At 36.4% G+C, this 22,575-nt stretch carries 24 protein-coding genes, 1 pseudogene and 1 riboswitch; of the genes and pseudogenes, 19 read left to right on the top strand and 6 right to left on the bottom strand.

Translation table 11 applies throughout. The features are described from left to right. The first annotated feature begins 86 nt into the window (after positions 1 to 86). From R8495_RS08035 to R8495_RS07970, 14 genes and pseudogenes are all read left to right on the top strand, one after another. Positions 87 to 866: a LytR/AlgR family response regulator transcription factor gene (locus R8495_RS08035; protein WP_317634958.1), complete on the top strand. Its 780-nt coding sequence runs from the start codon at positions 87 to 89 to the stop codon at positions 864 to 866. A gap of 527 nt (positions 867 to 1,393) precedes the next feature. Next, positions 1,394 to 2,356, top strand: coding sequence for an efflux RND transporter periplasmic adaptor subunit (locus tag R8495_RS08030; protein WP_317634957.1), 963 nt, complete (start codon positions 1,394 to 1,396; stop codon positions 2,354 to 2,356). Between the two features lie 3 nt (positions 2,357 to 2,359). Next, a complete protein-coding gene (locus R8495_RS08025; RefSeq protein WP_317634956.1) occupies positions 2,360 to 3,028 on the top strand; it encodes an ABC transporter ATP-binding protein in 669 nt (222 codons plus the stop codon). Beyond that, positions 3,025 to 4,215, top strand: a complete 1,191-nt coding sequence (locus R8495_RS08020; RefSeq protein ID WP_317634955.1) for an ABC transporter permease — start codon at positions 3,025 to 3,027, stop codon at positions 4,213 to 4,215. Before R8495_RS08025 ends, R8495_RS08020 begins: the two co-directional genes overlap by 4 nt. 121 nt (positions 4,216 to 4,336) lie before the next feature. After that, positions 4,337 to 4,870: a hypothetical protein gene (locus tag R8495_RS08015; protein ID WP_317634954.1), complete on the top strand. Its 534-nt coding sequence runs from the start codon at positions 4,337 to 4,339 to the stop codon at positions 4,868 to 4,870. Positions 4,871 to 5,118: 248 nt separating this feature from the next. Beyond that, positions 5,119 to 5,631: a hypothetical protein gene (locus tag R8495_RS08010; protein ID WP_317634953.1), complete on the top strand. Its 513-nt coding sequence runs from the start codon at positions 5,119 to 5,121 to the stop codon at positions 5,629 to 5,631. Positions 5,632 to 5,642: 11 nt separating this feature from the next. Next, positions 5,643 to 6,167 carry a hypothetical protein gene (locus R8495_RS08005; RefSeq protein WP_317634952.1) on the top strand — a complete coding sequence of 175 codons (525 nt, stop codon included), beginning with the start codon at positions 5,643 to 5,645 and terminating at the stop codon, positions 6,165 to 6,167. A 187-nt stretch (positions 6,168 to 6,354) separates the two neighbouring features. After that, positions 6,355 to 6,600, top strand: a complete 246-nt coding sequence (locus R8495_RS08000; protein WP_317634951.1) for a hypothetical protein — start codon at positions 6,355 to 6,357, stop codon at positions 6,598 to 6,600. 244 nt (positions 6,601 to 6,844) lie between these two features. Next, complete coding sequence (locus tag R8495_RS07995) at positions 6,845 to 6,994, top strand: hypothetical protein (protein WP_317634950.1); 150 nt, start codon at positions 6,845 to 6,847, stop codon at positions 6,992 to 6,994. A gap of 310 nt (positions 6,995 to 7,304) precedes the next feature. Further along, positions 7,305 to 7,514, top strand: a complete 210-nt coding sequence (locus tag R8495_RS07990; protein WP_317634949.1) for a hypothetical protein — start codon at positions 7,305 to 7,307, stop codon at positions 7,512 to 7,514. A 74-nt stretch (positions 7,515 to 7,588) separates the two neighbouring features. Further along, positions 7,589 to 7,758: riboswitch (M-box (ykoK) riboswitch) on the top strand. Between the two features lie 107 nt (positions 7,759 to 7,865). Then, the gene (mgtA, locus tag R8495_RS07985) at positions 7,866 to 10,511 is read left to right on the top strand and encodes a magnesium-translocating P-type ATPase (protein WP_317634948.1); all 2,646 of its coding nucleotides are present in this window, start codon (positions 7,866 to 7,868) and stop codon (positions 10,509 to 10,511) included. Positions 10,512 to 10,520: 9 nt separating this feature from the next. Next, positions 10,521 to 10,688, top strand: a complete 168-nt coding sequence (locus R8495_RS07980; protein WP_317634947.1) for a hypothetical protein — start codon at positions 10,521 to 10,523, stop codon at positions 10,686 to 10,688. A 150-nt stretch (positions 10,689 to 10,838) separates the two neighbouring features. Continuing rightward, positions 10,839 to 11,330, top strand: a pseudogene (locus tag R8495_RS07975) (type III toxin-antitoxin system ToxN/AbiQ family toxin). Positions 11,331 to 11,451: 121 nt separating this feature from the next. Beyond that, complete coding sequence (locus R8495_RS07970) at positions 11,452 to 12,606, top strand: MFS transporter (protein WP_317634946.1); 1,155 nt, start codon at positions 11,452 to 11,454, stop codon at positions 12,604 to 12,606. Here the strand turns inward: R8495_RS07970 and R8495_RS07965 are convergent. Then, positions 12,575 to 13,453: a LysR family transcriptional regulator gene (locus R8495_RS07965; RefSeq protein ID WP_317634945.1), complete on the bottom strand. Its 879-nt coding sequence runs from the start codon at positions 13,451 to 13,453 to the stop codon at positions 12,575 to 12,577. The two genes, R8495_RS07970 and R8495_RS07965, sit on opposite strands and share 32 nt — an antisense overlap. Before the next feature lie 232 nt (positions 13,454 to 13,685). Here R8495_RS07965 and R8495_RS07960 point away from each other — a divergent pair, with 232 nt between their 5' ends. The 4 genes from R8495_RS07960 (at position 13,686) to R8495_RS07945 (ending at position 16,348) form a co-directional block, all read left to right on the top strand. Then, positions 13,686 to 13,958 (top strand): hypothetical protein, encoded by a 273-nt coding sequence (locus R8495_RS07960; RefSeq protein WP_317634944.1) that lies wholly within the window; start codon positions 13,686 to 13,688, stop codon positions 13,956 to 13,958. A gap of 7 nt (positions 13,959 to 13,965) precedes the next feature. Then, complete coding sequence (locus tag R8495_RS07955) at positions 13,966 to 14,241, top strand: hypothetical protein (RefSeq protein ID WP_317634943.1); 276 nt, start codon at positions 13,966 to 13,968, stop codon at positions 14,239 to 14,241. A 116-nt stretch (positions 14,242 to 14,357) separates the two neighbouring features. Next, on the top strand, positions 14,358 to 15,224 hold the full coding sequence (locus R8495_RS07950; protein ID WP_317634942.1) for an ABC transporter ATP-binding protein: 867 nt from the start codon (positions 14,358 to 14,360) through the stop codon (positions 15,222 to 15,224). Beyond that, a complete protein-coding gene (locus R8495_RS07945) occupies positions 15,221 to 16,348 on the top strand; it encodes an ABC transporter permease subunit (RefSeq protein WP_317634941.1) in 1,128 nt (375 codons plus the stop codon). Before R8495_RS07950 ends, R8495_RS07945 begins: the two co-directional genes overlap by 4 nt. A gap of 15 nt (positions 16,349 to 16,363) precedes the next feature. On the opposite strand, the gene R8495_RS07940 is transcribed toward R8495_RS07945, so the two are convergent. The 4 genes from R8495_RS07940 to R8495_RS07925 form a co-directional block, all read right to left on the bottom strand. Next, the gene (locus R8495_RS07940) at positions 16,364 to 18,586 is read right to left on the bottom strand and encodes an ABC transporter permease (RefSeq protein WP_317634940.1); all 2,223 of its coding nucleotides are present in this window, start codon (positions 18,584 to 18,586) and stop codon (positions 16,364 to 16,366) included. Continuing rightward, positions 18,586 to 19,263, bottom strand: a complete 678-nt coding sequence (locus tag R8495_RS07935) for an ABC transporter ATP-binding protein (protein ID WP_317634939.1) — start codon at positions 19,261 to 19,263, stop codon at positions 18,586 to 18,588. Before R8495_RS07935 ends, R8495_RS07940 begins: the two co-directional genes overlap by 1 nt. After that, on the bottom strand, positions 19,256 to 19,834 hold the full coding sequence (locus tag R8495_RS07930) for a TetR/AcrR family transcriptional regulator (protein ID WP_317634938.1): 579 nt from the start codon (positions 19,832 to 19,834) through the stop codon (positions 19,256 to 19,258). The genes R8495_RS07935 and R8495_RS07930 overlap by 8 nt, the downstream gene beginning before the upstream one ends. A gap of 418 nt (positions 19,835 to 20,252) precedes the next feature. Further along, a complete protein-coding gene (locus R8495_RS07925) occupies positions 20,253 to 21,377 on the bottom strand; it encodes a tyrosine-type recombinase/integrase (RefSeq protein WP_317634937.1) in 1,125 nt (374 codons plus the stop codon). A gap of 101 nt (positions 21,378 to 21,478) precedes the next feature. On the opposite strand from R8495_RS07925, the gene R8495_RS07920 reads away from it, so the two are divergent. After that, positions 21,479 to 22,009 carry a hypothetical protein gene (locus tag R8495_RS07920; RefSeq protein ID WP_317634936.1) on the top strand — a complete coding sequence of 177 codons (531 nt, stop codon included), beginning with the start codon at positions 21,479 to 21,481 and terminating at the stop codon, positions 22,007 to 22,009. 99 nt (positions 22,010 to 22,108) lie between these two features. On the opposite strand, the gene R8495_RS07915 is transcribed toward R8495_RS07920, so the two are convergent. Next, entirely contained in the window at positions 22,109 to 22,522 is a 414-nt protein-coding gene (locus R8495_RS07915; protein ID WP_317636618.1) for a S24 family peptidase, read from the bottom strand. Positions 22,523 to 22,575 lie beyond the last annotated feature (53 nt).

The following is a 22,575-nucleotide window of genomic DNA, read 5'->3' as shown; positions in this document are numbered from 1 at the left end:
TCACGTATAATTTCGATTTTTTTTATGCAATTGTAGTACTCTTAAACAAGATAAGTTTGTATACGAACTCAAATGGAGATAAAAAAATGTTAAAAATATTCGTTTGTGATGATCAAGAAATTCATCTAAAAAATACAAGTAAAATTATTAACGATCTAATCTTATTTATAGATATGCCGATGAAAATTGAGCTTGCTACAACTAAACCTGCCGAGTTAATTTCCAAATTAGATTCAAGAATATATGAAAACGACATTTATTTTCTTGATATTGACTTGAATGATGAGACGTATGATGGTCTTAAATTGGCTGTAAAAATTAGAGAATATGATCCACATGGGTTTATTATCTTTATTACTTCACATTTGGAGTTTGGAATGCTAACTTTTGAATATAAGATCGGAGCATTTGATTATATTGTGAAAACCGATGATTGGCAGGCTTTTAAAGAAAAGATAGGTAAAGCTCTTAATACGATTGCCGTACGTTATCAAACAGAGCAATCAAACTTGGAGAAAAGAAACGATTTAAAATTGATGAACTTTGTTTCTGACTATGATACAAAGCAAATTGATGTTGATGACATTGTTTCTTTGGAAGTAGTGGGCAATCATAAAATTTTAGTTACAGGGAAATACCATATATTTAGGTGTAATGGATCGTTGAGTAAAATTTTTAATAATCTTCCAGAATATTTTTTAAAATGTAACCGTAGCTCGATTGTCAATTTAAAAGAAGTAAAAGGTAGGTCTGTTAAAGACGAAACCATAATTATGTCAGACGGAAGCGTAATTAGATGTTCTAAATGGCAACAAAATAAATTCAAAGATACTTTAAATAAGTTAAATATTCTAAACTTTCGTTAATAAACGTTGCTATTACAGCGATTAAATTAATTACTGATGATAATTGCATAAATAATAATATATAATTTGTATAAACTTTCAGGCATAACATAAATGGAAATGAATACTTGGATTCGAATTTTTGCATTTTTGGTTATTTCTGATTTTCAACAGATATATTCAAACTGTATTTAAGTTCACAATAATCAAAATGCAATTTTAAATATTGAAAAGTAAATAAACCCTTCAAAGTTACAATGTATAAAGCACTCCTGATATTTTAATAATAATTTAAGGAAAATTAGTAAAGTGTTACGAATGTGCCAGAGAATTAAAAGAGACAATCCAGATCCTGTATAAGAATAGTAATTAAAATTGCGTTCAAGACGAAAATTGTTAACCTGAAAAAGTGTTCACGTATTACGTGAATGCTTTTTTTAGTTGCTAAGGTTAACAATTCTGTATTTGGCGTAAGAAACGAAATTTAAAGAACAAACGGTTGGTAATATTAAGATATCAAACAAATTAATTTATTAAAGGAAAACAAAATGAAAAAACATTGGGTAGCCATTACTACTATAACGACCGTTGCAGTAATTGTAGTCGTGGTTGGTATCATATTTATTAAGCGAGGCAGCAGTAATCGCAAGCCTCCTGAAATATCAATCCAAACAGTTGAGGTAAAGAAAAGTGATCCATTGAGCTTTAACGGGATCGCAAAATCCAAGAACACTCAAAGTATCACGCTGAACCAAGCACTTGGCGACAACATTAATCTGGAAAAACAAAGCGGTGAAGCAGTCACGCAGGGCGATTTGGTTGCGACTTACTACAGCTTGAAAGACTACAACACGCTTTTGAATAAACAGCGCCAGGTGCGCCAGAAGAATAACGAAATCGATCAGCTGAAAAAAGATGTTCAGAATAATTCGGCGAAAATCACGACCCTCACAAACGAAGTGAATCAGCTTAATAAAGAACTTAATAAAATGCGTGATGACGCTCCTAATAAAGTCTATGCGCAGTTTGATGGCGTATTGACAGTTCCAACAAGCAGCAGCGATGGAATGAAACCGGTAGCTGAGATCTCAAGTAATGACGCAAGTGTGGTGATTTCAGTCAGTGAATACGACCTCAGTCATCTTTTCTGGGATCAAGAAGTGAAACTTGCTCCCGTAGATTCAGGAACGAAGATTAAAGGTAAGATCACTAATATTGCTGATCGCCCAGACAACACTACCAGTAAGATTTCTACTTATACTGCGCATATTAAGCCAGATGTAGAGTTAAAAAACGGCAGTCATGTCCAAGTTACAATTGCGCTTAAGGAAATCAAAATTCCGAAATCTGCTGTCAAAGAAGAAGACAAGAAGTTCTTTGTTTATAAAGCAAATGGCTCCAAGTACACCAAGAAAGAAATTCAAGGCACCAAGAAAGATAATTATTTCGTTGTAACGAGCGGTCTCAAGAGCAACGAATCAATCGTAAAGAACTACAAAGAAGCGGATTAAATCATGATTAAGATGAATAAAATTAATAAATCTTACGTCGTAAACGAAGATGAGCCGCTCTATGTCTTAAAAGATATCGATCTTAATATCGAAGAAAAAGAGTTCACGGCAATCATGGGACCGAGTGGCTCGGGAAAATCGACTTTAATTAACATTATTAGTTTTCTCGATCGGGACTTTGAAGGAGAGTACTATTTCTCTGACCAAGATGTTAAAGAATTTAAGGATAATGAGCTTTCGGCGATGCGAAATCAGAACGTCGGATTTGTTTTTCAGTCATTTAATTTGATCGAAACGGACACAATTTATGAAAATGTTGAGCTGCCTTTGTTGTATCGAGGCGCCACTCATCGGAGTGCCAAGCCTGAAGTTCTAAGTCAATTAGAGAAAGTGGGGCTTCTTTCAAAGAAAGATCAGCTGCCTAGTCAGCTTTCAGGCGGTCAGAAACAAAGAGTTGCAATCGCCAGAGCGCTTGCCAATAAACCGAAGTTTTTGGTGGCAGATGAACCGACTGGTGCGCTTGATAGTAAAACATCTGATGAAATTATGACGCTTTTTAAAGATCTCAATGCTCAACACGGTGTGACGATCTTAATGGTGACGCACGATCCAGAGGCTGCGAGATATTGTAAGCGAGTAATTGAAGTTAAAGACGGGCAGGTGATCGGATGAGAATTTCAATTAGCATTGAAACGGCAATTAAAGCGATCTTGAAAAACAAACGCCGAAGCTTTTTGACGATTATTGGAATTATTGTAGGAATTGCAGCCGTGATCACGATTGTGACTGTTGGGCGGGGTTACGAGAAATATTCGGTCAAGCAGTTGTTAGACTCTGAAGACGTTAAGAACAATCGAACCACAATTAGTTTTTCTCCGGAAGATGATGATAATTTCGCTAAAAGCAGTTTTAGCTATTTTAACCAGCATGATTTGGATTTGGTTCGTTCCGTTCCTGGTGTCAGCGAGGCTCAATACGAAGTGGAAAAACCCGACAAAATCTATCGTCAGGAATCTGTCGCTTTAAGTAAAGGTCCTCAGAGCCTCAAGATTCACCTAGTTAGTGGAACTGGAGAGAACGTCGTTGCTGGCAAGAAGTTGAGTTCGGCTGATATCGGCAATAAAGTAGTTACCGTTTCTGACAAAGTTGTTAAGGACTTGGATCCTAAGGCTAGTAACAATGATATTGTGGACAAGACGGCAGAAATAGGCGGCGAATCTTTTTTGATTGTGGGAGTATTTGAATCAGATCTTATCGATACCACTCGGTTTGAAATGAATAAGTCTACTTATGATCACTATTTTCCGGGATCCGATAATAAAAATATTCAGATTACGGTTCCTAGTGATCAAAATTTAACAAAAGTTGCTGATCAAGTTGTTAAGAAGCTTGGAAAACAAGGCAGTGTGAAGAGTTTGGGCAATTATGAATTCTCAAATACGGCAGCGATGACCAATGATATTAGTGCTGTCCTTCAAATGTTAACGTTGATTGTTTCTTTTATTGCTGGAATTTCGCTGTTTATTTCAGGAGTTGGGGTCATGAACATGGTTTACACTTCAATTTCAGAACGAATTAAAGAAATTGGGATTCGTCGGGCATTAGGAGCAACTGAAAAAACAATTCAAATGCAATTTCTGTTAGAAGGCTTAATGCTGACGCTTTTTGGAGGAATTATCGGCTATCTGTTTGGTGAGTTATTCGCCTTTATAATCAGTAAATTCATGAAATTTGACTTTGAATTTGATCCTTTTGTAGCGTTCTTAGCAATTGGAATTTCTGTCCTGGTTGGTTTGGTGTTTAGCTATATTCCATCGAAAAACGCCTCTAAAAAAGACGTCGTTGAATTAATAAAATAGCACTCCCATAAATCATGCTTTTATAAAACTTGAAGAGAGGAGACAGGATTGTAATTACTGTTATTGAATTTAAGAATCATCGTTTTTTACTACAAAATATAAAAGGACTTAGCAAACAATTATGAAAAATATTAAATGTATAGTTTTACTTTCGGGAGCTTTAACGATGTTGACTGGCTGTCAGGAGAAAAAGGGTTCAACTATTGAGAATTCAACTTCTAGTGTCACTGCTTCAAAGGACACAACTGAGCCGAAATCTTCTGATAAAAGCTCTTTAAGTAAAAAGAATAATGATAAATCTAGTTCTAAAACCGAAATTGAGGAAATTTCAGCTGAGGAATATGAAAAAAGGGTAAATAACAAAGATGCTGCTGGTCAGATTATCTTTTTTAAAACGCCAGGTTCCAAAGAATCAGATGAAGCATTAAAAAAGTTTTCTAAACAATGTCAAGAAATAGGCGAAAAATTATATACATTAGATGTAACGACTGAGGCTGGAAAGAAAATCATCAAAAAATATTCATTAATTAAGACTCCTTATGATGTTGTACTTCTGACAGAAGGTGGAAAACCGATGTATTGGGATTTACCAAATGCACAAGAACCAATTTCAGTTGTAAAGGACGTGGTTACAACTGCCAGAAAAAATTCATAGGCTAATTTAGGCACAAAACTTTCATTCAGGTAATACGTGAATCAGATTAAAAGTTGATCACGTATGAAATATGGTAATTTACGTAAACATTACCAAAAATTCTACTCTTATAAAGTAGAATATCTATAAGTCTTAACGAAAGGAGAATAGATCTGATACTGATATAACCATTATTATTGAATTTAAGAATTGTATCTTCTTTGTATTATGTAATATACAAGCCACGAAAAGGAATTAGTAAATCAATTATGAAAAATGTTAAAGGAATAGTTTTAATTTTCGGAGCTTTAACAATGTTGACAGGTTGTCAGGAGAAAAAAACTTCAACTACCAAGAATTCTTCCAGCGTCACTGCAACTGAATCGAAATCTTCTGATAAAAGCTCTTCAAGTGAAAAGAATAGTTCTAAACCAGAAATTGAGGAAATTTCAGCCGAGAACTTCCAAAAAATGCTTAAAAACAAAGACTATGAAGGAGCAATTGTCTTTTTTAAAACACCTAGTTCAAAAGAAGCTGATGATGGATTAAAAAAATTTGCTAAAAAATGTCAAAAAATAGGCAGAAAGCTATATGTAGTTGACATGACCACTGAAACTGGAAAGAAAGTTGTAGAAAAATACAATAGGATCGCGAAGCCCTATGACGCAGTAATTATTAAAAGTGGAGCACCATTATATTTAGATATTAAAAATGATCCAAATCTTCCTGCCGAAGTAATCAAAGGTTTTGCTGATGAAGACGCAGAAAATTATAAAAAATAAGGGATTGAAAGATGAAAAAAATTATAAACTTAATTTTGCTTTTTAGTGGTTTAGTGATGATGACTGCTTGTCAGAAAAGCAAGGAGTCAAGCCCAAAGACTTCTTCTAGTAGTACTATTTCCTCAAAGAACAAAACCGAATCGAAATCTTCTGATAAAAACTCTTCAAGTAATAATGATAAATCTAGTTCAAAACCCGAAATTGAAGAAATTTCAGCTGAGGAATACGAAAAAAAGATAGGAAACAAAAGTTGTGCTGGTGAGCTTATCTTTTTTAAAACACCTGGTTCAAAAGAATCAGATGAGGGTTTAAAAAAGTTTTCTAAACAATGCCAAGAAATTGGAGAAAAATTATATGTCGTAGATATAAGTACCGACGCCGGGAAAAAAATTATCAAAAAACATTCGATAATTAAGACTCCTTATGATGGTGTTCTTCTAAGAGAAGGCGGCGAACCGGAGTATTTGGATTTATCAGATCAAGAGACTTCAACTAAGGTTTTAGATGTGTTAGTTAAAAGATCAAAAGAAAAATAATTATCTAGTTTAGCCGCAAAACTTTCATTCAGGTAATACGTGAATACCAATATCAGGTAATCACGTATGAAATTTAATAATTCACGTAAACAGTATCCAAAATCGTGGATTTATAGAGTAGAGTACTTTATAAATCTTAAATGAAATGAAAGAAGCTTTCGAAAACTATAAAAATTAAGGAGAAATCATGAAAAAGAAAAAAGGTAAAACAAAGAAAATAGTATTATCTGCGATAGCAGGCGTGTTAATTTTAGCAATATCAATATTTGTATTCTTAAAAATGCAAAACGATAATAGTATGAAAAATCCTAAAAAAGGCACTTCTGTGATTGTTACTGACAAACAAATGAAAGAAATGCAAAAAGATGCAGAGCAACGTGGAGAAAAAATGGAAATCCACGGGGGACCGAACGATAATACCGGTGGAAAATAATGCGAAAGAAAAAACCCGTTGTTATTGACTTCTCGGTCTTCTTATCGTAAATGTTCTTGTATTTATTGAAAGGCATTTCTTCATGTGAAAGAATTTAGACTAATTAAAGTAAATTCTTTCACAATAAAAATGACAAACTGTTTCTTCTCCCTTCCAGTTTGTCTTTTTTTTAACTGTTCGGATTTTCCGAACAGTTGAGGATAAACCAATGATAAAATACAGTAAAAGATCTGGAGGGGACGCTTTGATATTCATAAGTTTAGGATTTTTACTGATTGACGGACTCTTGTTGAATTTGATCAAACGGCTTGCAGTTAAATACTTTTCAGAAGCCAAGGTTAAAGAAATTTTAGTTTTAAATAATGATTGTTTAAAAGCTGCCAACAATTATTAGCTTTTTCCTTCTTGGATCTATCGTCCTGGGATTTTTGGCATCAGTCTTTTGTTCTTTTTGGATTATTGATAATGAACACCGAAATATACTTGCTGTATTGTATTAAGCATGTGACGCATAAATTTGAAAATGCTCCCCGCAATCTGAACATTAATTGTTTTGCTTTGTTTGCTCGATATTGGTACATATAATCCCGCAGTCCACTTTACTTTAGACGATAACCGTCCGATTCTTAACGTTAAAAAAAATATGTTTCTTTTTCAAAGAAAGCGCGTACAATGTTCGTATCACATAGAAAGAGGAAATAATTATGGGAATTTGGGCAATAGTAATTGGAGTCATCTTAATTGCAATCGGCATCTATGAACTCATGGCGGTTCGCAGAAATTATAAATATTTGAAAAGCAAAAGTAACAGGACTACCTCACCGTTTATGATGTTAGCTTTATGGCAGGCATTGTTGTTCTCAGGACTGATGTTCTTTGTGGGGATTGGCACCATGGTTTTATTTTACAAATAAGTGATTGATTCGGACAATTGCAAATATTTTTGTTGACATTTAATATTTGGCGTGTTATTCTTGCCAGGTTGAACGATTTAATTAAATATACGAGGCTCCTACACGGACATAAGCTGCTGTACAGAAACGTTGCGAAACGCCAATGTATAGGACAGAAATAACCGAACGAAGGTTATTTCCCAAGTAGCTAATGACTGACGTCTTTACGCCGGGTAGTGCTAAAATAAAAAGATTTATTTTAGGGGGCCGCGATTTATTCGCGGCATTTTTTTATCTAATGCCGTACTGTAGTCGCGGCTATTATTATTTGTAGGAACCTCCTTAGACTCAACCGTCAGGAGGTTTTTTATTATGTACGAAACAAAAGATTACATCAAGATTGCTCAACAAACACCAAAAATGGTGCTGCAAATTTTCGATTCACAACTTAGTGGATTAAAAAAACAAGATTTGAATGAACAGCGGGAAAAGTATGGCAGCAATAAAATTAATTACCAGCGCAAAACTCCTTTGTCACTGCAGTTTCTCCAGGCATTCGTAACGCCATTCACGATTGTTTTGGCAATTCTCGGCCTGATTTCGTTTTGCACCGATTATCTTTGGACAGCACCGGCTGACCGCGATTTGATGGGGACAATCATTATTTCGGTGATGGTGTTAGCGAGCGGAACGATGACTTTGATCCAGTCGGTTAAATCCAATAACGCAGCCGATAAACTGCAATCGATGGTCAAAGTGAAGGCAGACGTCTATCGTGATGGATATTTACAAGAAGTTTCGTTAGATGATATCGTGGTCGGTGACATTGTGAAATTAGCAGCTGGGGATATGATTCCTGCGGATCTGCGCTTATTGCAGACAAGAGATCTGTTTATCTCGCAGGCGGCTTTAACAGGCGAAAGTTATCCAGTCGAAAAACTTGCTGACTACACGGGTGGCTCGAATGAAGATGTGACCGATTATCAGACGCTGGCTTTTATGGGCAGTAACGTGGTTAGTGGGACGGCAGTGGGTCTTGTAATTGCAGTTGGCAGCGAGACTCGCTTTGGTCAAGTTACCCAAAGCATCACCAATAATAAGCCGACGCCGACTAATTTTGATCTAGGGATTAGCCAAACTTCGTGGCTTTTAATCCGCTTTATGGCGGTCATGGCTCCGATTGTGTGTATTTTAAATGGCTTAACGAAAGGCGATTGGGCGCAGGCGTTGTTGTTTGCCCTCTCGACAGCCGTTGGTCTGACGCCAGAGATGCTGCCGATGATTGTGACCACTAATCTGGTGCGGGGAGCGCTGAAAATGTCTAAAAGCGGCACTATTGTCAAAAATGTAAATTCGATTCAAAATTTTGGCGCGATGGATATCTTGTGTACTGACAAGACGGGAACGTTAACCCAAGACAAGATCATTTTGGAATATCACTACAACGTGGATCATCAAGAAGAAGATCGAATTTTGAAATATGCATATTTGAATAGTCGCTTCCAAACCGGTTTGAAAAATCTGATGGACAAAGCGGTCATTAAAGCGGCAGACAGCGAACTTTCAATCAATGATGAGCAATACGAAAAAATTGATGAACTGCCGTTTGATTTTTCTCGGCGCCGGATGAGTACGATTGTCAAAGAAGAAAATGGCGAAGTTCAAATGATCACTAAAGGGGCAATTGAGGAAATGTTGTCCGTGTCCAGCCAGGTTCTGGCTAAAGGCAAGACCGAGGCATTAACTGCTGCGTGGAAGGATCGGATTTTAGAGCAGGTTGCTGATTTAAACCAAGATGGGCTTAGGGTTTTAGGACTCGCAATTAAGACGAATCCGCAACCAAGTATCGGTAATGAGCTTTCAATAAACGATGAATCTGAGATGATTTTTCTAGGGTATCTAGCGTTTCTTGATCCGCCGAAAAGCACTGCTCAAAAAGCAATTCAAGCTTTAAACGATCATGGCACTAAAGTTAAGATCATCACTGGTGATAGTCTGCCCGTGACGCAGGCAGTTTGTCGCAATATCGGATTTGACGCTAAGAATGTTTTGACCGGATCTCAAATGTCAGAGCTTGCTAGTGATGAGCTAGCTAAGGTCGTCGAAGAGAATAACGTTTTTGTTAAAGTCTCGCCTGAACAAAAGGCAGAAATTGTTCAAACTTTAAGGAATAATGGCCATGTAGTAGGATTTTTAGGTGATGGAATTAATGATGCGCCGTCTTTGAAAACGGCTGATGTCGGGATTTCCGTTGATACCGCTGTGGATATTGCAAAACAGTCTGCTTCAATCGTTTTATTACAAAAAGATTTGATGATTTTAGAGCAGGGAGTTGTTAGCGGTCGGCAAACTTTTGGCAACATCATGAAATACATTAAGGCAACTTGTTCTTCAAACTTTGGTAATGTTTTCTCGGTTCTATGCGCAAGTGCGTTTTTGCCATTTTTGCCGATGCAGCCAATGCAGTTGTTACTGTTAAATTTAATTTATGATTTATCATGTTTATCCATTCCTTGGGACAATATGGATCAAGAATACTTAAGAGTTCCTCGTAAATGGGAAGCCAAAAGTATTTCCAGCTTTATGAAAGATTTTGGACCCACGAGTTCAGTCTTTGATATTACAACGTATTTGGCGATGTATTTTCTTATATGTCCAGCGGTGATCGGAGCTGCTTTCGGTGCAACGTCCGGGCCTGAGCGTCAACAGTTTATTCAACTATTTAACAGTGGTTGGTTCGTTGAGTCGCTTTGGACCCAGACGCTAGTTCTGCACGTTTTGCGCACCGAGAAAATTCCGTTTATTCAAAGCCGCGCCTCAGGAGTTGTCACGCTAGTAACGTCGATTGCGCTGCTATTTGGTTCAGTCCTCCCTTTTACAGGACTCGGGAAATCTTTACAATTAACTGCTTTGCCTGTCAGTTTTTGGTTCTTGCTGGTGGTCACTTGTGTTGCTTACATTATGTTAGTAACAGTCGTTAAACGCTGGTATATCAAGAAAACCGGCGCACTGCTATAGGAGGATTTGATGAAAAGAAAAATTATTCGTTACCCAATTCAGGTGGCAATTGCTTTAACTTGGCTGATGTTAGGCGCTGCCTGGCTGTTACGTCATCATTTGCTGCCTGGGCTTTTGTTTGTTGGAGCGGGAGTGGTGATGCTGATGGACAGCATTAAAGGGAAAACTGTAAAATAAAGATATTCTTGCTTATTTCTTTTATTTCCTTTATAATAGGTGTCATAAAAGTCGGTGATTCTCTACCGTAAAGTGAGAGACTTAAAAGTGATCTTTATAAGAACGTCGGTGTTGTTTGCATTCGACGTTTTTTTTATATCAGGAGAAAAAATGGACCTAGAAATTTACAGTGTTGATTCTGACTACGTTGATAGTTTGAATCAAATAGATCCTAAAGTAGAGTATCATCACGGCGACAACGATCGACCATACATTGGAATAGTTCTCCAAATTAATTCACTTAATTACTTTGTTCCGTTATCTTCTCCTAAAAATAAACATCACAAGATGAAGTAGAGTTTAACGTTTATAAAATTGGTGGATCGTGGTAGGTTGTTAGCTGTACTAAATATAAATAATATGATTCCTGTTCCTGCCTCGAAATGTTGTATTTTGGATTTGATTCAGGTTAAAGATATTAATTATCGGAACTTGTTACAAAGAGAACATTTACTTTGTCGAAGAAAGAAAAAGTTGATTTTCAAAAATGCTGCTTTATTACGTCGATTTATTTTCGATGAACCTGAAACACACGAAAATATTCGACGGTATTGTTGTGATTTGCGAGCGCTAGAAGGATATTGTAAGAATATTGAACAATAAATATGCCTAAAAGTTATAATTCACTAGTAAATATAAGTATTGGATTGAACGACGACCTTTCCACATAATAATGGAAGAAAGTCGTTTTTTATTTGTTTTAAATTTTTTGAAGGGGTTTTGAATGGAAGTAAAAAGAAAAAATTTACTAGTTTGGATTTTAGCTTTAGGAACTTTTGGCGTGACGAACACGGAAATGGGCATTATGGGAATTTTGCCGATAGTTTCACAGCAATTTCACGTTACAATCGCCACGGCAGGGGAATTAGTTAGCTACTTTGCGTTTATTATCGCAGTTTCTGGCCTTTTTTTGCCTGCGCTGCTATCGCGTTTCGACAAGAAAAAAATAATGCTACTCTCAATTGGCTTATTTGTGTTTAGCTGTCTGGCGTCGGTATTTATCAAAAGTTTTTCATGGCTTTTGATAGTTCGTTTGATCCCAGCGTTTTTACATCCGGTTTTTGTATCATATGCGATGTCTTTGGCGTCATCTTTAGCAAAAGATTCTGCTGAGGCTTCGAGATTTGTTTCCAAAATTTTCATGGGAGTTTCAGCTGGAATGGTATTGGGAGTTCCGCTTGCAACGATGATTGCCAATTACGGTTCTTTTCAGTTAGTGATGTTAACTTTTGCCCTGATCAACGCATTAATCTTCCTGGCTTGTGCAATTTTTATGGTTCCGCTGAAAGAAGAACAGGCACTAAATTTTAAAGATCAGATGAAAACTTTATTCAAGCTTCCAACGCTACTAGCATTGCTGTCGATCATTTTGCTTAACGGTGCAGTGTTTAGCTTTTACAGCTATTTATCAGATTTTCTGGGAAAAGTTAGCCTTCTTGGCAGCCTCACGATCAGCTTTCTATTATTTGTCTACGGCTTAGCAAACGTCTTGGGAAATTGGCTTGCAGGGCAATTATTAGCCTTGAAGCCACAGATGATTTTATTCGGACTGCCGTTAGTGATGTTTGTACCATACGTGATTTTATATTTTGTGAATCAGAATTTGTCGCTAATCTTTGTGCTGATTTTAGTATTGGGAACTTTTGCCGGGATGGAAGGCAATTTAAATCAATTTATCATGAATAAAGCGCTAAGCAAAACGCCGGATTTAGCAAACGGCTTATTTATCACTGGCGCTAATCTGGGCACCACGGTTGGGTCGGCAGTAGCAGGACAGTTTATTGTTAATTGGGGAACGAAAAGTTCGCTTATTGCGCCGATTATTTTCCTAAGTGGAGCAATTCTAATTATTTTGATGTCTCAGCGCAAAACTGTTTAACCATTTTTAAAAATATTTTGCCAGCGGGTGAAAGTGTTGTTCCACGTTGCCAAATGAGACTACAGTGAGCAGTTTGAGGCGGATTTAAAGGAACGAATTTTAATTCGGTATTATTAATAATGCCGTTAAACGCAAGTGCAGCACCCAAACGAGCCTCGACCAAAAGTGAAGCGTTGTATAAAAGATTGTAGCTTGCGACTATTTTGTATTGTGCGATACTGGTGCCGAGCCAATTTTTTAAGAAATTCTCGACTCCGCTTTGTTGCGAAATAATCAAATCAAGCTGGTGAAAATCGCGAGGTTCGATAAATTTTCTTTGCGCCAATTGGTGATCTTTTCGAAGCAGAAGTCCCCACTCATCAACGCCTGGTAGCGTTAGAAAATCAAATTTTCTTTTGTCAGTCGGTTCCATCACGACTCCGAAATCGAAAATGCCTGTCTGGAGGTTCTTTTGGACAACATCTGCGTTAGTACTCACCAAATTGACTTTTACGTTTGGATAATTTTCCTGCAGGGCTTTAATATTTTCAACGATCGTCATCATTGTTGGAGATTCGCCGCTGCCGATCGTAAGCGATCCGGAAATTTCAGCAAGATTCTGCAAATTATCTTCGGTTTTGTTGACTAAAGCCAAAATCTGGCGTGCTTGATTTGCCAAATATAAACCATCGCTTGTCAATTCGATTTGGTGGCTGCCCCGCTCAAAAAGGGTGGTTCCCAACTCCGTTTCCAAGTCTCTCAGTTGTCTTGAAACATTTGGCTGCGTTACATGAAGTTTTTCGGCTGCTCGGCTGATATTTTTTTCTTCAGCAACCGCTAAAAAGTATTGTAAAACTCGAAATTCCATTTGTTTACTCCTATGATGTTTAATTATAGCGGATCCAAAATAAAACTGTTAGTAAATTAGATATTTTTCTAGACTTCAAGCAAATTTGAGGTAAAATAGAAAAGTTGTTTTTTCGTTGGCGTAAGACGTGAGCGAAAAAAATTGGTCGTTTAGCCGGTGAAAAAGGCAGTTGAAGTAAAAAGATAAATTTTTTCAACAAAAAGAAGTAAACTTTTATTGAAAGGATTTCAAAATGAAAAAAATGAAATTTCAGGTTTTAATTGAAAGATATCCGACCAAGTATACGCCGTTGATGAAGATGTTTTACTGGTTAATCTTGCCGGTTGTCGCTGCAGATGTCACGATCGTGATTTTGTCATCTCTAAATCCGATTTTTAACGATTGGAATGATTTGTTGAAACTAATTAGCGGCATTTATTTGCTTTTGTACCTAATAACGTTAGTTTTGGATTGGAATTTGAGAGAAAAAGCCGCTCCCGAATATAAATATTGGAACTTCTTTTGAGGGAATAATGAAAAGAAACTTCTATCAAAAAATAATTGAAAAATATCCAACCAAATATACGCCCGTTAGAAAATTTTTTTATCACTATTTGGAGCCGATCTGGCTAGTTGCGATCATTATTACAATCGTGGGATCATTCGTTCCTAAATTAGCTGGTTGGGGGATTTTAGCAGGAGCTTTCGACGTTGTGTTTGTAGTTGTCGATCTCGTTGTAACCATCCTTGATAATCAACAAAGAAAAAAAGGTGATCCGCGCGGTCAGTATTGGAATTTTATTGAATAACTTATATATCCTGAGCCTTTGGCTGCAGGGTATTTTTTTGCCAATCTTACAAAACTGTTAGTTTGCGACCGCTTGTTTCTTGATAAGATCTAAAAAACAAGGTAAGGAGTCAACAGATGGAACTAGCTTTAAAAGGGGTGACTAAGAAATACGGAGAGAAAATCGTCTTGGATCAGATGACCTATTCATTTTCTGCGGGCGTCTACGGACTACTTGGCGCAAATGGTGCGGGTAAGAGTACGCTTTTGAACATAATTAGTGGTGCTAATAAACCTGACAGTGGAACGGTGTTATTTAATGATACAAAGATTAACGATGATTTGCAGCAATATTATTCTGCGCTTGGATTTTTGCCACAGGATTTTAATTACTATCCGCAGTTCACTGGCTTAGATTTTTTGATCTATTTGGGACTTTTAAAAGGTTTAACCAAAAATGATGCACGGAATAAAGGGACTGAACTTCTGGAATTAGTCGGGCTAGCAGACGTGAAAAACAAGAAAATAAAAGCTTACTCTGGCGGGATGAAACAGCGTTTAGGAATTGCGCAGTCGCTACTGAACGATCCCCCGATTTTAATTCTCGATGAACCGACGGTTGGGCTGGATCCAGAGGAGCGGGTGCGGTTTCGTAATCTAATCAGTTCACTTTCTAACGATAAAATTGTGATCCTGTCAACTCACATCGTCTCAGATATTGAATATATTGCCGATGAAGTTTTGATTTTAAAGGACGGAGATTTCAAGGAGCGAGGAACTGCGTCAGAACTTTTAACGACAATCGCTGGTCGGGTTTGGGAGTTCACTACAACAAATCGAAGCAGTTTTACCGAATACAACGTAATTAACCAGAAGAATACTATCGCAGGTGTGGTTCTGCGGGTTGTTAGTGAAGATAACCCTGGCAACCAGGCGAAGCAAGTTGAACCGACGCTCGAAGATTTATATTTATATCACTTTAATAGCGAAAGGAAAGCACAATGATCAAGTTTGAGATCAAGAAATTAATTCAAAATAAGGCAGCGCTTGGCGGAGTACTGGTAGCACTGTTGATTTTTTATGGTTTGTTTTTTGTATTTTTCTTTGAGTCACAGGTCAGTATCCCTGCAAGAGGAATTAATAGTCGAGAAGCGATTAAGCTGAATCAGAAAATTGCCGAAGATCATTCTGGCTCTTTAACTGACAAAAGAATCAGTCAGATTATTGATTTTAGAGTCAAAACTGCCAATAATGAATTTCATAAAAATCAATTCATGGATGTTTTTTCATGGAATGTTGTAGAGACATTTCTGCCCAAAAAAGATCATGATAAATTTTATGGAGTGGATCGTGTAAGTCGTAAAGGAATTAAATTTTTGTCCGTTAACGATTTGGGCACTAAAGTTCCGCCATCTGAGTTGAGGATTGGTAATTTTAAACCATGGGATGAGTTATTTAGAGTGATGAGTGGGTCGGCTATTTTGATTGCAATCATGTCAATTTATCTTTGCGCCGCTGTTTTCTCTGGCGATTCTTCCAAAAATTTACTGCCACTATTATTGACCACCAAATATGGTCGCACCAAACAAACTCGTGCCAAGTTGTGTGCTGTGTGGATTATTGCGACAGTAATTTTTGCTGTTACCGAGATCATCACGATTGGAGTTTTCGCTAATTATTTTAGCTTTAGTGGTTGGAACACAAGCGTTCAACTTAATTTCGAATGGCATATATTTGATTTCCCAATAAAGATGAATTTCTTACAACTTTTACTGTGGAGCCTGCTATTTCAATATTTGGGAATTTTATTCACAGTTTTTCTGACAGCGTTTATTTCGAGTTATACTCAAAATCCATCAACTTCTTTGGCGGTTTCGCTTCTGATTTTCTTTGTTCCGTGGCTGTTAAAGCAAGTCTTTAAGAGCGGAACTGGGTATCAATTGCTTGGATTCTTCCCGCTAATTAATGGTAGCGTTAAAGGAATGATGACCAGACTTAACTCCCCTGGTGAGCTGATATTTAATCACATAAATATAAATGTTGCCTCAATTATTTTTGTGATGGTCTTAGTATCTGTGTTGAGCTGCTTTGCTATTTATCGCCGGATGAAAGCTAAAGGTACGAATTAATAATCGTGGATAAAATTAATCAATAGATTTCAGTGCTTCCACGAGATTAGCTTTGTTGATTTGCCTCGAAAGAAAAGTGTTGACAATATTTGCTGTAATAAAAGTACCAATAACAGCAACAAAGATTGTGGTGAAATTCACGACAAGCATCATATCGGTGGTACTTCCCATCATTTTTAAAATTTGGTTAAGCAAGAGGAAAGCGATCGGCATCCCAATAACAATTCCGATGACGGTTAAGAATTGTAATTCTGATTTAAATATTTTTCGGAGAGTTTTATTTTTAAAACCCAAAACTTTTAAAGTATTAATTTCCCGGTCTCGTTCGCTAGAACTAAGTTTACCTAAATTGTAGAGAACCACGGTCATTAAAAAAGTAGCTGCAATAATCAGTAAGCTTACCAATTTAGACATTGATAAAATCATTTCTTTAATATTATTTTTTTCCGAATCGACGCTGATAGTTTGTTGGACGGAATTTTTGTTAATATTGGTTTTAGAACTAAGGATGGCAGTAGGTTGAAAAAATTCTTCTTGTTTTGCTAGAAAACTTTTGGTCGTGGAGAATCCTTGATTGATCGGAACTCGATAAACATCAGATATTTTAGTTTGATGCCATCGATGTCCACTAATTAAGCGCCATTTAATTTGTTGACCTTTTGTTAAGTGAATTTTTTCCGCTAGTCGATAACTAACAGCTAGCCCTTCGGACGAAAGAAGAAAATGATTTCGATGAAGGTCAGTTAATTGAATCATTCTGGGCTGGCTGTTTTCATAAACCGTTAAATTTTCTAAATTAGATTGGTGCTTTGTTTTAATTTCAATGATTTGCTCTTCGATGCGTTCACCACTAATATTTGGCAATGGTTGATGTGGTTGTAGAACAATTTTAGTTTCATATTTTGCTATTTGATGATACTGCCAATCAATAATATCGTTTAATGAATCTTTTAGACCCAGAGCCGTCAGCATTAAAGCCATACAACTTGCCACGGCAATGATAATTGTGATACTTCGGGTCTTGTTGTTTAAGCAGTCTGCAAGATTCCATTTCGCAGCAAATGAAAGGTGTTTACTAAGCATACGAACTTTTATTGTGTTGGTTCGAGGGGATTTTAAACAATCTGTCAATTTTTCAGCCAAAATTTTTTGACAGCTAAAGTAGATGGCAATTATAGTCACGAAGATACTAATAAGAACGATCAAAAGGTCGTAATTTGGTTGACTAGCCTTCCATTCGGTAAGTGAAAACATTGAAAGAGATCGATAAATAATGGGAGGCAAGAGAATTGGTCCTAGTAAATAACCGACTACAGAGGCTGGGAGACTGATAACGACGCCATAAAACAAATAGTGTCTCAAAAGAGTTTTCTTTTTAAATCCTAATGCTGATAGGATTCCAATTTGGATCCGCTGGTTTTTAAGAACTCGACTCATCGTAGTCCAGGTAATCAAAATCGCGACAATGAAAAATAAAGTTGGAAAAATCGTTGATAATGTGCGGAATTGTTTTATTTTGTCTTGTAACATTCGATCCGAAGAGGTGTTTTCGCGGGCTTTCAGGTAGTTGATATTAGTTATATTAGAGATTTGGCTTTTAACAGAATGAGGCCCTTTAATCAATAGTTGGTTGAAAGGCGGGAGATTCTTTTGATTTTTAAAATATGCTTGATAAGAAAGAAATCCAAATCCAAATTTTTGATGGTCTGGCAGTAGCTGACCGTTTGATCCCAATGGATATACGTATTCAGGATTCATTATTAGACCTTTGATCTGTATTTTGGGTCCCAAAGAAACACTTAAGTAGTCACCGACTTTTAAGTGATGACTTTTAGCGTAGTCTTTGTCGAGCCAGATTCCTCGTAACTTTATATTAAAAGGAGCGCCATCAACTAATATGGATTTAGAAATCTTATTTGATTCAACGTAGTTTAATTCAATGGTTGCGCTGTGATCTTTGTTATCACCAACTCGGGAAGTGAATCTCCGTTCGGCATCTTTTACTGAGCGAATTTTAGTAACTTCACTTTTAATTTCGGAAGTAATATTGCTGCCAATTAACCAATAATCAGCCAAATTGGTTCTATGGTAATAATCATTGCTTTGCTTTTGCATCCCGTACCAAGTCGCATTCAAGCCAGAAAATACTAAACACCCAATAAAGATAATCAAGAAAATAGCAATAAACTGTCCTTTATTAGCTTGAAGATCTTTGAATAATTTTTTCAGCAGCATCATTAATCGGCCTCTGAAGGATGCAAATTACTTTCGATGGATTCAATTTCGCCGTCTTTTAATCGAATGACTTTATTGGCTAGAACTGAGAATTCTTCATTATGAGTTACCACAATTACAGTTTTTCCTTGTCGATTTAAACTTTTGAGTAGTTTCATAATTTGCTTACCCGTTTGAGTATCCAAGGCACCAGTTGGTTCATCACATAATAAGATCGGAGCATTTTTTGCAATGGCACGAGCAATCGATACTCGCTGTTGTTCTCCGCCAGAAAGCTCTGACGGATATTGACGCATCTTTTCGGCAAGACCGACTTTTTGTAATATATTTTCTCCGTTAAGACTTGAATTGTTAACTTGATGTACCAGATTCACATTGTCTAAGGCATTTAGTGTTGGCAATAAATTATAAAATTGAAAAATGAAACCGACTTTTTTTGCCCGATAATCGGCTAATTCATTTTCGTTAAATTCGGCAATATTAATTCCCTGAACCCAAATATCTCCTGTTGAGGGCTGGTCAAGTCCACCTAATAAATTTAAGAGAGTTGATTTTCCGGCACCGCTAGGTCCTAAAATTACAACAAATTCTTTTTCATTAATTGTAAAATTAATATTTTTCAAGGCGGATGTCATCTCGTAGGTTTTATCTACTCGTTGAAATGTTATTAGTTCATTCATCAGACAGTCCCTTCAACTCATTTGAGACGACGAGATCAATTAATTGTCTTAAAGCGCGGTCATCTTTCTGCGTGGAAAAAACTTCAATTCCGTAGATGAAAATTACATTCATTAATTCGATCATCACATCATTCGGAACCAGAGGTTTCAGACCAAATTCGTTAAGTTTTGTTAGAACGGTCTGATCAAAAGCATTATGAATTTCTATAAATTTGTCGGAAGATTTTTGCTGTAATAATTCTTTTGTTGGAGCATCTAACATTTTTAAAAAATCATCAGTGCTAAAAAGTTTGATTGCTTTAAGTAAAACCTCTTGTAGAACTTGTTTATTTGGCGAAATGGGGAGATCCGTTATTTGATCGAAAATTTTTTCTTGACGACGTTTACTAATTTCTAAAAATAAGTCGAACTTGTTGGCAAAGAAAACATAAAACGTTCCTTTTCCAATTCGGACCCCATTAACGATGTCATCAATTGTGACTTTTTGTAATCCATATTTTAAAAACAACTGTTCACCAGAAGTTTCAATGGCTTGTTTGACTTCATTTTTTTGTTCAGCGGTAAATTTCATTTTAGACTCCTGACTAAATATATCTTTTAGTCACAAAATAGCACGATTCAGGATAATAAGCAAGAAAAATATTGGAGTTATAAAACAAATTTTTCCGCATTATTTTAAGACTTTTTGTTGTATGTTTGATATATTTAGAGTGTAGAGCTCGATTATTTATTTAGGTTAATTAGTGAAAAATTTACATCTATAGATAGAAGGCTATATATGAATTAATTTTATACTCATAAAAAAATGAAATTTATATGTGGAGAAACGTTTGTTTGGCGGGATTTTCTTAGTGTATTCCCCGCGGATGCGGAACGTTTCCGTGTTAATATAGAGCGTCATAGAGTGTCAAAAACGTTGATTTAACAGGATTTGCTATCATAGAGAAACATAGATAATTAAAAAATTGACGACAAACTGACGTCAATTTCTATAGTGCTTGCAAAGCCAAAATTGTCTTTTTCGCTTCCTTTTTCTCGTGCTCTTTTAATAAATGGGCATAAGTGTTCATTGTGATCGATACATTAGCATGCCCCAGCCTGTGACTGATGTAATTTATGTCAATTCCCTTTAAAATCAAAAAACTCGCGTGGGTGTGTCTTAAGCCGTGAAAAGTGATTTCAGGTCTAATTTTTAACTCTTTTTCTATACTACGAAGTTCAGCATTTGTCTCTTTTCCAGTAGGTGGTTTCAGCGATCTATCCAAAAATATCTGACTGTTTAAGCTAGTATACTCAATACTCTTAAAATATTCTTCCTGTTCAATTTTCAGTTTTCCAAGTATAGACAAAAGTTCAGAGTCAACCCCAATTACTCGGACGCTTGATGGTGTCTTTGTTTTCTTGAATTTTTTTGTGTACTTATGATCCCAAGATTTATTGATATTTATGGTCATATCTTTAAAGTCAATATCATTCCATGTCAGCCCAATCACTTCCGATAAACGGGCGCCAGACATGATAGAAGTAGCGATCATACCACAAATGATGTTATCAAGAGAAGTGTGCTCAAAAACGTATTTTTTTAGCTTCCGGAAGTCATCTGCTTCAAGGTACTTTAAGGCTTCGAGTTTTGAAGGTCCTCCCACAAGTTCTATATCTTCGGTAAAATTTGAGTCGATTACTCGATCACGTACCGCAGATCTTGCCATTGCCCGGATGTGGCTGTTTAGCTCTGCAACGGTTGTTTTTGCGCGAGTTTTTCCTTGGTCGTTAATGAATTTTTGCCAGTCCGATCTAGTCATTTTTTTAAGTTTTAAAATAACCCCGAAATATTTTTCTAGTTTATTTCGATAAGTTTTGTACTTTCTTTCCGTCGTTTCATCGTGTTTGCCAGCTTTATACGCTTCAATCCAGTGATCATAATAGTCGATGAGCGTTATATCGCTATCTATAGCAACGCCTTTTTTTAACTTTAATTCTTCTTCGGCTGCAGCTTGGACTGCCTCAGCCTTTTTAATAAAGCCTCCGCTTGATTTTCTCTGCGAAATACCGTCTTTATCTTTATATCGAATCGTGTACTCCCATTTCTTGCCACGCTTGCGAATTGCTGCCATTTTTGGACTCCTTTAAGATTTTTAATTGATTTGATTTCACCTCCAAAATCCTGTACGCTGGATTAGTTGTAATAAAACGCTTTTAGTTTACGGAGGAAATTATGAAAAATACGAAACGAGTTGGATCTTTATTATTTGCATTTTTGAGTGTTTTTATCTTGGTCGGCTGCTCAAAAAAAGAAAAACAGGAAACTCAGAAATTAAATTTTGGTGAAACAGGAACTTATAAATCAGATGATGGTAAAAATGTTGCTGAAATTAAATTTTATGATCCTTACGAGGTCGAACAGCAGACATACGCAGCAGAATCATTAAATAAAGAATACGGAAAATATTCCGTCGTTACGTGCGTGATAAAATGTAAAAGTGGATCTGTAAATCCACACGAACTATCTGGAAAAAAAATAACGGCTAGCGATGAGAAAGGGAACATTTTAGATGCGAAGCTGGAAGATCAAAACAAAGTTCCGGAAACTTTAAAAGAAGGAAAAACATTGAAACTTAGCTATGTTTTTGGATTAGACAAGGATAAATCTGAAATGACAATTGATTTAAAAAATCTCAACTGGAGCGGCGAAATTAAAGACTCTTACAAAGACACCAATGAATATGAAGATAGTCGTAACAGATGAATCTTGTCAGTAAATTTGTTAAAATAAAAGAAACGTATGTATAAATTGGTTACTACGTGGGATCTCTACTTGTCAGGGTTTGAGATCTTTTTATTTGCTCTAAAAATTTACAACACATATTACTACCTTTCCGATGATCTTGATGTTCTTAGTATCTTCCCAACGATAGATCACTGGGGTAAGAGATTTATCCGCGCTGTTTGGGCTGAAGGAAAAAGTACGACTTTGAAAATCGTTAAAAAATTCCTTGACGCACATTTGCTCAGCATCTTTAAAAGCGACAATGTCGCCATCCCTTAAATCTTTAACTGAGGTACATTTTTTTATTGCAATTAGAGAGTGATTAGGCATAATCCTGTTCATCGATTCTCCGTTGATGTAAGTGACAATAATTTCTTTGTCACCTGCGTGTTTTCTCATTACCAAATCTGAAAGGGTTATTTTTTTTGCATCTTTATCAGTATTCCCCGCGGATGCGGGGGTGATCCTTTTTACAGCGAGCCCATGACCCAAGAGCAGCGGGTATCCACACAAAAAACCGTTCGCGTATTACCTGAACGGTTTTT

The sequence above is a fragment of the Xylocopilactobacillus apicola genome (assembly GCF_033095985.1).
GTDB classification, from domain to species: domain Bacteria; phylum Bacillota; class Bacilli; order Lactobacillales; family Lactobacillaceae; genus Xylocopilactobacillus; species Xylocopilactobacillus apicola.
The sequence above is the reverse complement of the archived record's forward strand: the minus strand, read 5'-3'. Positions and strand labels throughout refer to the sequence as shown.